Annotated in this window: 12 protein-coding genes and 2 pseudogenes; 9 read left to right on the top strand and 5 right to left on the bottom strand. The window is 68.0% G+C overall.

Annotated elements, in window-relative coordinates:
• Positions 1-129: 129 nt before the first annotated feature.
• Genes ACFYTE_RS24980 through ACFYTE_RS24965 form a run of 4 tightly spaced genes read right to left on the bottom strand, consistent with a single transcriptional unit; the run spans position 130 to position 3,711 of the window.
• The gene (locus tag ACFYTE_RS24980) at positions 130-1,272 is read right to left on the bottom strand and encodes a M20 family metallopeptidase (protein WP_388714409.1); all 1,143 of its coding nucleotides are present in this window, start codon (positions 1,270-1,272) and stop codon (positions 130-132) included.
• A complete protein-coding gene (locus ACFYTE_RS24975; RefSeq protein WP_388714406.1) occupies positions 1,272-1,946 on the bottom strand; it encodes a DUF1028 domain-containing protein in 675 nt (224 codons plus the stop codon). Before ACFYTE_RS24975 ends, ACFYTE_RS24980 begins: the two co-directional genes overlap by 1 nt.
• Positions 1,943-2,413, bottom strand: a complete 471-nt coding sequence (locus ACFYTE_RS24970) for a RidA family protein (protein WP_388714401.1) — start codon at positions 2,411-2,413, stop codon at positions 1,943-1,945. Before ACFYTE_RS24970 ends, ACFYTE_RS24975 begins: the two co-directional genes overlap by 4 nt.
• 11 nt (positions 2,414-2,424) lie before the next feature.
• Complete coding sequence (locus ACFYTE_RS24965; RefSeq protein ID WP_388714398.1) at positions 2,425-3,711, bottom strand: flavin-containing monooxygenase; 1,287 nt, start codon at positions 3,709-3,711, stop codon at positions 2,425-2,427.
• A gap of 281 nt (positions 3,712-3,992) precedes the next feature.
• Between ACFYTE_RS24965 and ACFYTE_RS24960 the strand changes: the two are divergent.
• From ACFYTE_RS24960 to ACFYTE_RS24930, 7 genes and pseudogenes are all read left to right on the top strand, one after another.
• Positions 3,993-4,313: pseudogene (locus ACFYTE_RS24960) on the top strand (transposase); the annotation flags it as partial.
• 127 nt (positions 4,314-4,440) lie between these two features.
• Positions 4,441-4,656: a hypothetical protein gene (locus tag ACFYTE_RS24955; protein WP_388714396.1), complete on the top strand. Its 216-nt coding sequence runs from the start codon at positions 4,441-4,443 to the stop codon at positions 4,654-4,656.
• A gap of 725 nt (positions 4,657-5,381) precedes the next feature.
• Positions 5,382-5,867 carry a hypothetical protein gene (locus ACFYTE_RS24950; protein WP_388714394.1) on the top strand — a complete coding sequence of 162 codons (486 nt, stop codon included), beginning with the start codon at positions 5,382-5,384 and terminating at the stop codon, positions 5,865-5,867.
• A 61-nt stretch (positions 5,868-5,928) separates the two neighbouring features.
• The gene (locus ACFYTE_RS24945; RefSeq protein ID WP_388714391.1) at positions 5,929-6,570 is read left to right on the top strand and encodes a Crp/Fnr family transcriptional regulator; all 642 of its coding nucleotides are present in this window, start codon (positions 5,929-5,931) and stop codon (positions 6,568-6,570) included.
• A gap of 102 nt (positions 6,571-6,672) precedes the next feature.
• Positions 6,673-7,488 (top strand): hypothetical protein, encoded by an 816-nt coding sequence (locus ACFYTE_RS24940; RefSeq protein ID WP_388714388.1) that lies wholly within the window; start codon positions 6,673-6,675, stop codon positions 7,486-7,488.
• A 51-nt stretch (positions 7,489-7,539) separates the two neighbouring features.
• Positions 7,540-9,798: a hypothetical protein gene (locus tag ACFYTE_RS24935; protein ID WP_388714386.1), complete on the top strand. Its 2,259-nt coding sequence runs from the start codon at positions 7,540-7,542 to the stop codon at positions 9,796-9,798.
• Positions 9,799-10,004: 206 nt separating this feature from the next.
• A complete protein-coding gene (locus ACFYTE_RS24930) occupies positions 10,005-10,496 on the top strand; it encodes a hypothetical protein (RefSeq protein WP_388714383.1) in 492 nt (163 codons plus the stop codon).
• Between the two features lie 1,100 nt (positions 10,497-11,596).
• Here ACFYTE_RS24930 and ACFYTE_RS24925 read toward each other — a convergent pair.
• Positions 11,597-11,900, bottom strand: a pseudogene (locus tag ACFYTE_RS24925) (hypothetical protein); the annotation flags it as partial.
• A gap of 240 nt (positions 11,901-12,140) precedes the next feature.
• Here ACFYTE_RS24925 and ACFYTE_RS24920 point away from each other — a divergent pair.
• Together ACFYTE_RS24920 and ACFYTE_RS24915 are read left to right on the top strand one after the other, a co-directional pair.
• Positions 12,141-13,172, top strand: coding sequence for a hypothetical protein (locus ACFYTE_RS24920; RefSeq protein WP_388714381.1), 1,032 nt, complete (start codon positions 12,141-12,143; stop codon positions 13,170-13,172).
• Between the two features lie 276 nt (positions 13,173-13,448).
• Positions 13,449-13,877, top strand: a complete 429-nt coding sequence (locus ACFYTE_RS24915; protein ID WP_388714378.1) for a hypothetical protein — start codon at positions 13,449-13,451, stop codon at positions 13,875-13,877.
• The last annotated feature ends 17 nt before the right edge of the window (positions 13,878-13,894 follow it).

Raw genomic sequence — 13,894 nt, 5'->3', positions numbered from 1 at the left:
CCGACGGTCGCCCCGGCCGCGCGTCCGGTCGGCCCCCGAACCGTCGGTGGTGATCACGGCCGGGCCGGCCCAAGTCTCGTCCCGGGCCGGCCCGGTGGGCGACGTGCGTTGTCGTGACCGCAGCCGCGGTCACACTCCTGCCGTGGCCGCCGCGCTGCGGTCCACTCCGGTCCATGCCAGTGCGACCGCCCCGTCGAGCAGTGCACGCTGGGCCTTGCCGCCCACGCAGAACGCGGCGAACTCGTGCTGGTGGTTGGTGGCGGGCAGCGAGCCGATCCCGATGTAGGGGTGGATGGCCGGCACCACCTGCGAGACGTTGCCCATGTCGGTGGAGGCCCGGTTCATCCGTGCCGCCTGACCGGGCGGGGCGAACTCACGGCCCAGGGCGAGCGCGTTCGCGCGGTAGTGCGCGAGGGCGGTCTCGTCGGTGCGGAACTCCGCGTACGGTTTGCTCTCCGGCTCGATCGTCAGCTCGCATCCGGTCGCGAGGGCCCCCGCTTCAAAGGCCCGCATGACACGGGGCTCCAGCTCGGCCAGTTCGGCGAGCGTCTCCGCCCGTACGTACCACCGGCCGCTCGACCGCTCGGGGATAGCGTTCGGCGCGTCGCCGGCGTGGGTCACCACACCGTGCACGCGGGCCGAGGCGGGCAACTGCTGGCGCAGCAGCCCGATCGCGACCTGGGCCACCGTGAACGCGTCGGCCGCGTTGACTCCGGCCTCCGGGTAGGCCGCGGCGTGCGCGGACTTCCCGGTGTAGGAGATCTTGGAGTGGCTTACCGCGAACGGCCGGGCCTCGGCGACGTCGACCGGCGCCGGGTGCACCATCATCGCCAGGTCCGCCCCGGCGAAGGCGCCACGCTCCAGCAACTCGATCTTGCCGCCGCCGCCCTCCTCGGCAGGGGTGCCGTAGACCTCCACGGTCAGGCCGGCGTCGTCCGCGACCGCCGCCAGGCCGAGCGCCGCGCCGATGGAGCTAGCTGCGATCAGATTGTGCCCGCACGCGTGGCCCAGGCCCGGCAGCGCGTCGTACTCGGCACACACGGCGATGCGGGTGGGCCCGCTGCCCCACCGGGCATGGAAAGCCGTCTCCAGGCCGAGATAGGAGGAGGTGACATCGAATCCGGCAGCGTCCAGCAGTTCCGGCACGGTGGCCGCGGCCCGGTGTTCCTCCCAGGCTGTCTCCGGGTCGGCGTGCAGCCGCTCGGACAGCCCGATCAGTTCCTCCGCGTGCCGGTGAACCGCGCTCCGGGCGGCCTCCTTCAGCACGCCCATCACAGATCGCCCGGCACGCCGTAGGAGGGGGAGCCCGCGGGGTCGAGGCCGCGCCGCACATAGTCGTCCCGCTGCGGCAGCCACACATCCAGATGAGCAGCGAGCTGTTCGATCGGATCGTCGGCCCAGTCCACGCGCAGGTCGGTCACCCGCCAGGCCACGTCAGCGACGACCGAGAGGCCCGCGGAGTGCACCGGCCCCGCCTCACCGCCTGCCGCGAGGGCAGCGCGCAGAGCGGAGACCAACCGCTCCTCCAGCTCACCCGTCGCCGCGAAGTAGGCGTCCAGGAGAACATCGGGGATGTGCGCGCCAGCCAGCAAATTCCCCGCGGCGACCGCACCGTCCGCGGTCGCCGACGCGTATGTGCCGAGCGTTCCGGAGCCGCTGAAGGCATGTCCGGGCCCGGTGCGACCCAGAACAGTCAACTGCCGATATGCGATGGTCGGCGCGTTGCGGTCCGCGCCGGTGACATCGGTCAAGGCGCGCTGGGCGTCGCCGTGTTCGGCGAGCCGGTCGAGCAGTTCGGTGCCGAGGACTGGATGGGTGATGTTCTGTGAGGCGGCGGCGCCGACGCCGGGCCGCAGGTGCGCGCACCGGGCCGCGACCGCCGGACTGGACGAGCTGACCGCGATGCCGAACCGCTCGCCGTCCCGGACCACCAGGGAGAAGGTCATCGCCGCTCCTCCTCGGGGATCACCGCGATCGCGTCGATCTCGCACAGCCACTCCGGGCGGGCCAGCGCGGAGACCACGAGCCCGGTGGAGATGGGGTGCACGCCCTTGGTCCAGCGGCCCACGGTGCGGTACACCGCCTCGCGGTACCGGGGGTCGATCAGGTAGATGGTGAGCTTGACCAGGTGCTCCATGCGGCTGCCCGCTTCCTCGAGGAGCATCTTGATGTTGGCCATGGCCTGCTCGGCCTGGGCCTCGGCGTCGCCGATGCCCACGGACTCGGCGGTGTCGAGGTCCTGGCCGATCTGACCCCGTACGTACACCGTGTCGCCGGCGACGACGGCCTGGCAGAGGTCGTTGTCCAGGTTCTGCTCGGGGTAGGTGTCGCGCGTGTTGAACGGGCGGATCCGGGTGTGCCCGCCGGCGACGATCGGGGCCTTGACCGGTCGGTCCTCGCTCGTGGAGGTCATCGTCTGCTCCTTCAGTTCTTTCCGGTCACCGGCGCGGCGACCGGCCGTTCGCCGCTGCCGTAGGCGAGGTAGCCCCGCTGGGTCACGATGTGGTCGGCGACATACCTGGCGTCGTGCCACACCCCCCAGATGAAACTCGATCCACGGCGGGACAGCCAGGGCAGGCCCAGGAAGTAGACGCCGGGCTCGGTGGACACTCCGCGCCGCTGGTCGGGTCGGCCGTGCTCGTCGAACGCGTCGACCTGGAGCCAGCCGTAGTCGGCGGAGAAGCCCGTTGCCCAGACGATCGAGGTGACGCCTGCCTCGGCCAGGTCCAGTTCGAGTCGGGGCTCGGTCACGCATGCCGGGTCCGGCCCGAGGACGTGGGCTTCCGGCTCCTGTGGCAGATCGAGCCCGTTGCGCTCGACGTACGCGTCGGCCGCCTGGAGGAGTGCCAGGTACTGGGCGTCGCCGAGGGCGATGTTCGTGGCGAGGTCCGGCGCGAAGCGCAGTACGCCGTCGTCGTAGGACGCGGTCAGACCCACGAGCTGAATGCCGTCGGCGGCCAGAGAACGGAAGTCCACCGTGTGGCCGCCGCGGGCGCCGCTGACCGCGATGGTGACATGTTCGGCGCCCTGGGGAGGGGTCTCCGCGTCCCAGAGCCCGAGCACACCGAGCCACCAGCAGAAGTCACGCCCGCGGTACTCGCGGGGAGGACGGTCGTGCGGACCGACGGAGAGGAAGACCTGCCGGCCCGACCGGCGCAGCTCGTCGGCGATCTGGACCCCCGAGGAACCGGCCCCCACCACGAAGACCGCACCCTCGGGCAGCTGCTCCGGGTTGCGGTACGCGCTGGAGTGGATCTGCACGGGGACGGCACCGTCCGGGACGATGGGCGGGATCACGGGCCGCTGGAACGGCCCGGTCGCGGCCACGACGAAGCGCGCGTCGATGGAGCCCTCCGACGTCTCGACCCGGAAGCCGGCCCGACCGGCGTGCCTGCGCACCGAGGTCACCTCGACACCGCACCGGACCGGGGCGCCGATCTTCTCGGCGTACGCGACGAAGTAGTCCGCGACCTGATCCTTCGAGGCGAAGGCGTCGGCCACGACATCGGAGAACTCCAGCCCCGGGAAGCGGTCGTGCCACGCGGGCCCGTTCGCGACCAGGGAATCCCACCGCTCCGAACGCCACCGCTCGGCGATGCGGTGCCGCTCCAGGACGACGTGCGGCACACCGTGGGCTCCCAGGTGCTCACTCATCGCCACACCTGCCTGACCCGCCCCGACGACGACTACCTCGGTCTCTTCACTCGGCATATCAACCTCCACTCAGGCGGTAGGCCATTGCACTGTCGAATCGACCCGCTACCGCACAAGAAATCCTCTGTGCGACCAATAGTTCTGTCCAACAGGGGTTTTCGTTGTACGGCATCTGGTTTGCAGATCCAAGACCTCGCGACGTGCTGCTTGCTCCAGTTACGTAGTCACTCGGCCCGGTGACTGCCGCATGCGCGGGGCCTTCGGCCTGAACATGTGATCCGACCAAGGAACACATGTTGCGTCAAAGGCCGTGGAGGTGAGTCTCCTTCATCGGCCGCCGACCTCACCGGCTGGCTGCGGCCCAGCAGACCCTGTGCCGCACGTACGGGCGGGGCAAGGACCAGTACATTCCCGTTCCCGGCTGGCCCCACTCAGTGATCTGCGCGTTGGGAGACCGGCCGCAGTTCCTGGACCGCGCCGCTGGACGCCCTGCGTCTGGCACCGGGCGACGACGCCGCCACCGTCACGGCCGGCAGTGGAAGGACGGCGACCCGGAAATCTGGATCGTGGTGGATGCCGGACACGACGTGCCCCGCCTGGCCTTCCTGCTCGAAGACCTGCCGGTGCAGGTGCTGGGCCTGACGCGCCCGGACCGCGTTCCGCACTCGATGCAGAATCCCGTCGGCCACCTGCCGGTGATCCCGCCACCGGCCACAACGCCCGTCGCCGACCGGCAGGAACGGCCACAGCCGTTCCCACACGCCATCCGTCAGATCTCCCCGCCCCGTGCGTACCGCAGCCGGCTGCTTGGCCTTCGCCCAGCTGTCGTCCAAGACCCCTCACGTGCTGCTGCCCGTCGAGTTCCTGCTGGCCGCGGCGGGGCTGGCGCTGGTCTTCACCACCCAGAAGCCCGTCGTCATCACCGTCGGCGCCGTCGTCGCCGGCCTGGGGACCGGCCCCGGAAACGGTTTGCGTGCGGACTCTGGATCGCGACCGGCATGACCTCGTGGCCGACCATGTCGTTCCACCAGCCGAAGCGGTCCGGCGCCACGATGTCGTCGGTGTCCACGGCTACCACCGGCCTCGCCGCCGTGGCACCCTGCCGTGTCATCTCCGTGAGACTTGACATGCAACGATGATGCCCGGCAAGGAAGTTGACTGAAAGCAGGCGCAGGGTGGACTACCACGCATGGAGTGCGCACAACTGCGGGCCGCGCCTGTTCATGCTGCGGCGTAGGGTGCGTTACGCCCCGGGCCGTTCGGACTGGCTGCACGGCTGCCAATCCCCCCAGCTCAAACAGTGGGAGTGACCACTTGGCGTCGCAAGATTCCCAACAGCCTTGCCTCACTGCGACACCCTCTTTCGGCAGGCTCAAGGATCGCGACGCGCTCCACATGATGCGCCATCGGGATCAGGTCAGGGCTGACGCAGGCGTGGGAAGCCGAAGGTCGGGCCCCATCTTGTGGCTCACTGAACGGACCTCGGGCATGGTAGAGGGCGCACCCCTCCTCGGCCTCAACGGACCTCACACCGGCCTGCCGGCCCGCGCCGAACTCGACCAGTCAGGCCCACGTCCGATCCCACTCGTCCGCACCGTCCTTCATGGCTACCACCTTCGCAGGACCGGGAAGTGAGGGATCCAGCACTCCTCGTGCCCTGCGGTAGGCAACACTCCTCGACGGCTGCGAGCAGGCTGGCACCTGCCATAACAAGCATGCGACGGCCCATGGAGGGTGTGAACGGTATGCGCGAGCCACGGGGTATTCCAACGGAGGTGCAACGGCTGCACGGGCACGCTGAACGCGCCTTCGTCGAGGTGCAGCGGGCGGACACGAAAGCAACGGCCTTGTGCGGAATAGCCGGTGGGCTGTTGGCTGCGGGGGTCGCCCTGCTGTCGAATGCCGATGGCATGCCCACCATCGGGATGCTCGCTCTGGTCCTGATGTGCCTGTTTCTGATGGTCGCGATAGGAGCCGCACTGCTCGCACTGCGGCCCGTGGTCCCAAGGACCGGACTGCATGCCGAATTGATGGGCGAGGCAGCCGCACGCCACCGGGTGGAGCTCGAACGGCATGCCGAGGCCCACCGGCTGCGGGTGCTTGCCTGGCTCGCGGACAGGAAGCTGCGAGCAGCCCGTCTGGCCATCGACTTCGCCCTAGCGGCGCTCCTGATGGCTGGAATGTGTCTATTGAGCAATATTCTGGCCGGTTGAGACGATCACCTAAGTGTGTCGGGGCCGCACAACAGGGGGACATGTGTATCAGCCGCATGCCATGGTGATCGGCGACACGTTATGGGCACGCCTGAAGGCACTCGCACCGCAGCGCGTCAGACCCGCTCGGAGTGTGCTACTCCGCCAGGGAGATCCCGCAACGCACGTGATCGTGCTGGAGTCCGGATCAACGTTGATCACCCTGGCGGGGGACTGCGGGGAAAGGACGCTTCTTGCCGTGCGCGGCGCAGGCGAGTTGCTCGGAGAGCTGGCCGTACTGGACTCCCAGCCGCGCACCGCCACAGTCATCGCCGCCGAGACCTGCCAGATCCGCATCATCCCGGCTGCCACCTTCCTCACGTTCGTTGAGGAGCATGATCTGCTCGCCCCACTGCTGCGCCATGCCATCGCCCGGGTCAGGGAGTCGGAAGCTGTCCGGCTCGAACTGGCCACCGCGTCTGTGCCACTGCGCTTGGCATCGGCTCTGTCCCGGCTGGTCGAAGCCGCGTCCACCTCGGCCTCGGGTCTCGCCGTGCGGCTGACACAGACAGAGTTGTCCCAGATGATCGGCGCTTCCCGCAACGCGGTGGTCAACGCCCTCAAGCCCTGGCGCGAGCAGGACTGGGTTCGCACCGCTGCCGGTGGCGGACTCCTCGTTCGCGACATCCATTCGATTCAGTCGCACGCGCGTACGCAGGCGTGACAGGCCGCACTTGAGGCGTGCCCACTGCTGGGCAGCAGTGGCCGTCCCACCGGATCAGCATGGGCACTTCCCTGACCGCCTGTGCTGAAAGGACGGTGCCCGATGGATGCGCCGCTGCACGCAGGGCCCGTGCATGTTCCCGCTGAACTCGCCTTGGTGGCGATCGATATGGAGAAGTACAGCCAGATCGCCGAGGCGAAGATGGCTGCCGCCCGGTGCGACGTGGACGACATCGTGGCGACCGTGCTCGCCGAGTGTGCGCTGCCCAATCCGCAGGAGCTGCCCGGTGGTTACAAGGACAGCGGTGACGGGGCGATCCTGCTGTTCCCGCCCTCGGCGCTGGCGCGGCTCGTGGACCCGCTGCTCGGCCGGCTCAATGCGGCGCTGGTGCGCTACGAGCGGCAGAGGCTGGCCAGCAGTCCGCTCCTGCGGCTGCGCGCCAGCGTGCACGTCGGCCCCCTGTCCCTCCCCGACCACCGCGGTAATGCCATCAACGAGACCGCCCGACTGCTCGACAGTCAGGCGACCCGCCAAGCGCTGTCCGCCGCGAAGGACAGCGGTGCCTTCCTCGCGACCGCGGTCTCCGAGGTCGCCTACCAGCGCACCGTGCACGCGGGACGTACGCCAGATCTCGGCCCGCACCACTTCCTCGATGCGGTGGCCCGCGTCAGTGACAAGCCCGGCTTCGAGCAGCCCTGCCGGATCCACGTGCCGGGCTTGACCGGACCGGCTGTACGCCCCTACCTCACCGACGCCGCACCGCCAGATGCTGCACCCGCCTCTATCGCGCAGCCGAGCAACGCGTCGGCGACACCGGTTGCCAGCGGCGGCGGCACGATCCAGATCCACGGTCGGGTCAGCGACCCCACGATCGCCAATCGCATCGAGAACCTGCGGATCGACCGTCGCCAGCAGTGAGGCGTCCGTCCTCCCTGCCCTGCTCCCCACACCTCACCCTGGAGTTCCCGCATGTCTGACGTACCGTTCGACCCCACGCGCTCCGACGCCACCCCGCCGACCGGCGGGGACGGCGAGAACCCGTCCAACAGCGCGGGCAGTTGGCTGCAGCGATGGCGTCCCAGCTCCAGCAGTCCCGATCGGCCGGAGGTACATCCCGACGGCCCTTCCCTCTCCCCCGCTCCCCTGTCGCCGGATGCCGTCCCGACCACACCGCGTGTCCACGAAACCTACGGTGCAGCGACAAACGTGTACGGGGGAGCCGACGTCGTCGCCAACGTCATCGAACAGCTGATCCTGGAGACCCGAAAGCGGGACCTACTGGAGGGCGTCGAACAAAGCCGCGAGCGGCTGCTCAATCAACCGTTCATTCGCAGCGCACACTGGAACGCGGTCTGGGAGCAGATCATCAATCCTGCGACCAGCCGCCCTCGCCAACCCGTGATCGTCATTGTGGCGCCCCGGTCATGCGGCTCCACAACCCTCGCTCTGCGGCTGCTGGCCGAGCACACCTCTGACAACACCACCGTGGTCAAGCTGGACGCGGACTGGAAGACCCCCGCCAAGGGCCGCCTGCCGCTGGAGAAGACCCACGCCTACCAGCTTGACCTGAAGCACCCGGAGAACGATCAGGTATCGGCCGACTTCCTCAACGCCCTGTCGGAACACGCCACGCATCTCCGGGGCTGCCGTTCCTATCTGGCGCTGACCGTGGCACAGGACGTGTGGAACGACCACCGCCTGAGCGATCGTGATGGCATCCAAGTGGTTCGTCTGCGTGAGGCGCCGGATGCTCAGGAAGTGGTCGAGGCGCATCTGGACGCCCACGGCTACAGCCAGTTGGCCACGTCGCTGCGGTCCTTCCTCAAAGCCACCGCTTCCCTGCGCGGGCTGACGGCGGTGGCCGCCGTGCGCGCCGCGCACACCGTCGCAATGGTCTGGAAGGAACACACCGACACCAGTTCCCAACAGTCGCTCGTACAGGTCGACGGCGAAGGCGAAACCCAGGTCACCCTGGAAGAACGCATCATCGCGGCGCTGACCGATTGGCGCGGTGAACTCGACGGCCGGTTCGGCGAGACGAACAGCCTGTACGCCCATGACAACCCCTCGCTCACAGTGCAGGACCGTTGTCTGCTGCTGGCCCTGGCCGTGCAGCAGTCCGCACCCATGCCTGTCGTCGCGCGCAGTGAAGCCGCTCTGCTGGAAGCCATCGGAGACACCCCCGACGCCCCCGGCGCAGCGCCAGGAATCTCACCGACCCTCAGTGCCCTGGCCGGACGGGGAATGCGCCGGCGCATCCAGGATGTCGGGGGCCGGGTCGGCATGCAGGACACGGTGGTCTTCGACCGGCCGGCCTACGGACGCGCAGTGCTGGAGTACGTCTGGGACAACTACGACGTCATGCGCAGACCCTTGCTGACCTGGCTCGTCGCGACAGCCCAGAACGCCGATCCGGAAGACCACGCAGTGGCCGCGCTGGCCGAACTCACCGTGCGGCACGGAACGGTGGACTACCTCACCACGCTGGGCGAACTCGTCGGCAGCAGTCAGCCAAAGGTCCTCGGCGCGGTCCTGGAAAGCGCCGTGCGCAACGAACACGTCGGCCGCCTGGCGTGGGAAGCGCTTTACGGGTGGGCGGAACAGAAGAGCTACGCGCCCGCCGTGATTGCACTGTGCCGACGCATCCTGGAGGACTCCTCCGTCGCCACGTCTCTGGCCAAGCGGGCAATGGTGCGGCTGCGCCGCGTCGCGCACAAGAACACCGACGCCACCGTAGTCAGCCAAGTCCTGGCTGCCTTCGACGGTCTTGTCCACCTCCCCACCGTGGCCCAGCGACTGGTCGGTGAGGTCCACGGCTGGCAGCAGGGCAAGGTCTCCGCACGTAGCGGCTCACTGGCCTTCCTCGCGCTGATGACCGTCCATCATGACGGCGCACCGTGGCTCGTGTGCACGCCTCCCACCGAAATCGACGTACAGCGAGCCGTCCACGACCTGCTCTCCTCCGCGGACACCGCTGCCGAGGTCATCTCGCGTCTGACGGACTGGATCTGCTCGTGTGCCGGCGATCCCAGCGGTTACACACGGTTGCGCGACCAGCTCCTGCCAGCGCTGCGCGGCCACAACATGTTCGAGGCCGGCATGAAGCTCATGAACGAGTTGCGTGGCATCTCCACGGCTGAGGGCGTGAGCATGGCTGACGACTTCTACCACCACCTCGTCGACGGCCGTCTGCACACGGTCTTCCCGCTCGAAGAGAACATCGCATGAGGTGGCCGTGGCACCGCGCCGTCCGTACGAGTACGTCTGTCCAGCCGCGGCTGCTGCCCAGTGCCACCGCCGGCATCGCGTTCGAAGCCGTGTACACGATCACCTGGCGACCACTCTTGCGTGTGCCTCCCAATGTGGAGGAGGCAGTACGCACCGCAGTGCATGCCACGGCCGCCGAGACAGCGGCGCGGCTGGGAGCCTCGGACGTGCCCGCCGCACAGGACGCCGTCAACGCCGCCCTCGGCCGGCTGCCTCGCCGTGCCACGAACTACTGCCTGTTGAAGGTCTACGCGGCTCTCGGTCTGCCCGGCGCGGCACAGGAACTACTCGCGCAGCAGGCCGCGGACAAGCAACGAGTCGACCGCCTGCGCTTCCTGAAGAAGAACCTCTACGATCACCCGGACCTTGTCGTCCTGGACCGACTTGAACACCACGCCCCCGGTGCCCTGGGCGACGAACACGTTGCCGAACTCCAGCGCCTTGCTCGCCTGATCTGCTCCTGCGACCGCTGGTGGTTCCCACTCCTGCAGCAATGGGAGCAGGTCGGCCAAGGGTTCACGGACATCGAGAAGCGGCAGCAGGCCATGCTCGTGCTGTCCGACTCCCTCAAGGCTCTCAACGGCGGCAGTCTCCCCAGCGGCATCACGCAAGTGGACCTGTCCGGGTCTGACGGAGCACCCCGAAGGGCGCACCCATGAAGCTCGCGCTGTGGCGGATACTGTTGGCGCCCCTGACCAGCCTCCGAGCCCTGTTCATTCAACGGCGCAGCGCAACACCCCTGTCCTACGACGTTGCCTGGCGCCGGGCCCGCCTGGACCGTTGTCCTGACGAAATGGTCTATCGACTCCACGGCCACCAAGCCAGCGCACCCGACCAGGCATCCGGTGCTCAGTCGCCCTTGGCCCCGCCCAGAAAGGACAAGCCGACCGACCGGCGCTCCTGACCGAACCAGACCGGCGGCGGGCTGCACGGGTCGCGCACCGTGGCACGGCCGCCGATAACGTGATGGCTGCTGCTCGATCAGATCAGCGACCTGCGCGACACGGTGATCACTGCCGACGCAATGCACTGCCAGGGTGAACACGTCGTCTCCCTCGCTGGGCGCGGCGTGCACTGGATGCTGACCGTGAAGGGCAACCAGCCCGGCTGCACGCCCAACTCGCCGACCTGCCCTGGCAGGCCGTTCCGCAAGCCACCCGCAAGACTCGCTGGGTACGCGACGTCACCTACGACGAGGGCGTTCGCCGGGAAAGATCGCGAAGAGTGCGACCTGGGAAATGAGTGACTTATGGATTCGGCTACGTCTGCGATCAGCTTCTGGTGGGGTGTTCTCGATGTCCAGATGGCTGGCTTCCTTGTCCACGAGCAACTCGTAGAAGCGCAGCATTTCATATCCGTCGTCGACCTGAGGCCGGCCGGTGAAAAGTTCTGTCTCCGACTCGCCGAACAGCGCCAGAGACCTGCCGTTCAGAATGCCTGCGAGGTCCCGGGTGCTGGTCGGCTCGATTCTCATGGCGCCACCGGAGAGGTGGTCTGCTGTTGTCCAGGATCCGTCGTCGAGTCGCGTCGAGAAGTAGAGTTCCTCGGCGAAGTAGCCGTCCTTACGCCGGTGAAAGAGTAGGACGAAGCCGAGGCCGTCGCGTATACACGTGTCGGCGACTGCCGCCTCGGTCGTGCTGTCGAGGTGGGTCGGCACGGCGTGCGAGTCGGCAGCGCCCGGCGTGCGTACGGCCGTCAGAGCTGCGTGGGCGAGTTCTGCCAGATTCTTAGGCATCCTGGTCCTTGCGCGAATGCGGTTTTGGGTGTTGGTGGCGTTGTCGTAGATCTGGAAGGTGCCGTTGACCTTGTCGGCATCGGCATCGGCATCGGCGAAGGTGTCGCGCAGCGTGGGCGTGGTGGTGTTGACCGTGTAGGCGCCGCCGTAGGAGAAGTACGGCGGACCAGCCTCACACGCTTCCACTGCGCTACGACCGACTCGTCGGAGGCGCGGATGCCCATGTGGAGGTGGCCTTCTTCGCCGTCATCGTCGGACGGTTCGTCCAGCGGCTGGAGGTGGACGCCGCGCCGGAGGCCCACACCTCCCACGGGTAGAGCTTGCAGTCCGCAACCGCACATCCCCGCCACCGGCTCACAAGGACACAAAGTGGCATGCAGTGCATGGCTTTCACGGCTCCGGGGTTCTGGTGGCGTCGCCGAGATTATCTGACTGTGTACTGCAACGTCGGCCGAGCCCGTCGAACCGGGTAGCGGACCGGCGCCCATATGCACCGTGCCTACCCAGCGATCAAGCCAGAACTGTTTGGCGCGTTGGCCGGACGGCTGCGCAGCACGGAGGACGCGAAATGATCGACCCGCCGGCGAGCGCCTTTGGCGTGCCCTTCACTCTCAATCCCCAAGCCACTCAGCTGGATATTCCCTGGCCTCCTGGGCTCTCGATGGACGATGCGGCCTCCGAACGGAACATCACTTGGATGAGGCGCTTTGACCTCTTTGCGCTGCTCCGCCATCCGGCGGGAGAAAAGGTCTACCGCTACTGGCGGGGGCCGGAACTGGCCGCCAGGTTCTTCCCCTCGGCCACCGGCCCCGACCTGGACATCGGCATGGACGTGATGTCCATCATCTTTGCGGCCGATGACCTCTTCGAGCCTTCTGACCTGGATCCGGACCAGGTGCATGATCAGATCCAAGAGCCCCTGCAAGCCCTGCATCAGCCATCCCGGTGCTGGAAGTCTCCTCTGGCCGCGGCTCTGGCGGATGTATGGAAACGCGAGCGCGACGGGATGAGTGCTTCATGGCGTGAGCGAGCCATGCAGAACTGGCAGGAATACCTTCACGGCCTTATTCAGGAGGCACAGAACAAGAGCCAGCGCAAGACACTGAGTGTGGAGCAGTATCTGCAGCTACGAAGGACCCAGGGAGCCATGCCCATCCTTCTGGACGCTGCCGAACGCGTCGACAGAGCCGAACTGCCGCCGATCGCACTGGACTGCACCCAGTTCGACGAACTCCGTCACCTGTGCGGACGCATCGGCGACACCGTCAACGACGTCTTCTCCTGGGCAAAGGAAGACGCCCTCGGTGATCCACACTGTCTCATCCTGGTACTGGAACGCACCCGCAACCTCACCCGTCCGGAGGCTATCGACGCTGCCGCCGACATCATCCGAAACTGGACGGACGAATTTCTCACCCTTACCGCCCAGTTGCCTGCCGCACTGGATGACCGGCAGCTCTTCGACCACGGCAGCCGACAGACAGTGTGGACCCACGTCCGCTCCATGCAAACGATGATGAGAGCTTGCTACGACTGGTGCCGCACCTCTCCCCGCTATCACATCACCGCCCCCGGCCCTCAACGCTCTGAACAGCCCTGATTTCCCCCGCGACGGCGGAGTCGGAACGGTTCGGACACACAGGAGTCGGCAACGGTAGCGGCGCGGCCGGAGTCGTCGCGCCGTCCAGCGAAAGGTGGAGAGCGATGTCACCGTGCAGGTCGGTGAGTTGGAGCACCACACCGCCGGCCACCCGCCTCAGCTCGGCCCGCAAGGCTCTGCCGAGTACCCGGCGTCCGGGAACCACGCGGGCCTATCCTGACAGCACGAGCGCCCAACGGCGTTGCGTAACAGATCTGCGGGTGACGGGGGTTGGGCATGGTGAGCGGCGAGATCGTCCAGTGGGTACAGCAGGCCGGGCCGGCGGTGACCGCTGCGGTGGGCGCGTACGGTGCGGCCGTACTGACCCGGACACAGGACGCCGCCGCCGACGCCACGGTGAACCTCGGACAGCGGATCCTCCAGGCGGTATGGCGCCGCGGCAACGAGACGGGCCGGGCCGAACTGGAACGTGTGGTCGACGAGGCCGCCGACGAGCAGGACGACACATACACCGCGGCCGTGCTGGGCAGGCTGCTCAAACGCGCTCTGCAGGACGACCCCGAACTCCGCGACGAACTGACCGCCCTGCTGCCCGCCCCGCCCGCGGGCACGGTGAACATCACGGCTTCCGGGGAGCGTTCGATCGCCGCGCAGCGCATCGGCACCGCGATCACAGGCGACGGTCACACCCCGCCACGACCGTGACCGCGGACGACGCCGCC

The organism is Streptomyces sp. NPDC004629 (assembly GCF_042873595.1).
Classification (GTDB): Bacteria; Actinomycetota; Actinomycetes; order Streptomycetales; family Streptomycetaceae; genus Streptomyces.
This window is presented reverse-complemented; position numbering and strand designations above follow the sequence as displayed.

Excerpts from the sequence above, each read along its gene's own strand:
- ACFYTE_RS24980 (WP_388714409.1), bottom strand. The coding sequence starts at position 1,272 with ATGGGCGTGCTGAAGGAGGCCGCCCGGAGCGCGGTTCACCGGCACGCG.
- ACFYTE_RS24975 (WP_388714406.1), bottom strand. The coding sequence starts at position 1,946 with ATGACCTTCTCCCTGGTGGTCCGGGACGGCGAGCGGTTCGGCATCGCG.
- ACFYTE_RS24970 (WP_388714401.1), bottom strand. The coding sequence starts at position 2,413 with ATGACCTCCACGAGCGAGGACCGACCGGTCAAGGCCCCGATCGTCGCC.
- ACFYTE_RS24965 (WP_388714398.1), bottom strand. The coding sequence starts at position 3,711 with ATGCCGAGTGAAGAGACCGAGGTAGTCGTCGTCGGGGCGGGTCAGGCA.
- ACFYTE_RS24950 (WP_388714394.1), top strand. The coding sequence starts at position 5,382 with ATGGAGGGTGTGAACGGTATGCGCGAGCCACGGGGTATTCCAACGGAG.
- ACFYTE_RS24945 (WP_388714391.1), top strand. The coding sequence starts at position 5,929 with ATGGTGATCGGCGACACGTTATGGGCACGCCTGAAGGCACTCGCACCG.
- ACFYTE_RS24940 (WP_388714388.1), top strand. The coding sequence starts at position 6,673 with ATGGATGCGCCGCTGCACGCAGGGCCCGTGCATGTTCCCGCTGAACTC.
- ACFYTE_RS24935 (WP_388714386.1), top strand. The coding sequence starts at position 7,540 with ATGTCTGACGTACCGTTCGACCCCACGCGCTCCGACGCCACCCCGCCG.
- ACFYTE_RS24920 (WP_388714381.1), top strand. The coding sequence starts at position 12,141 with ATGATCGACCCGCCGGCGAGCGCCTTTGGCGTGCCCTTCACTCTCAAT.
- ACFYTE_RS24915 (WP_388714378.1), top strand. The coding sequence starts at position 13,449 with ATGGTGAGCGGCGAGATCGTCCAGTGGGTACAGCAGGCCGGGCCGGCG.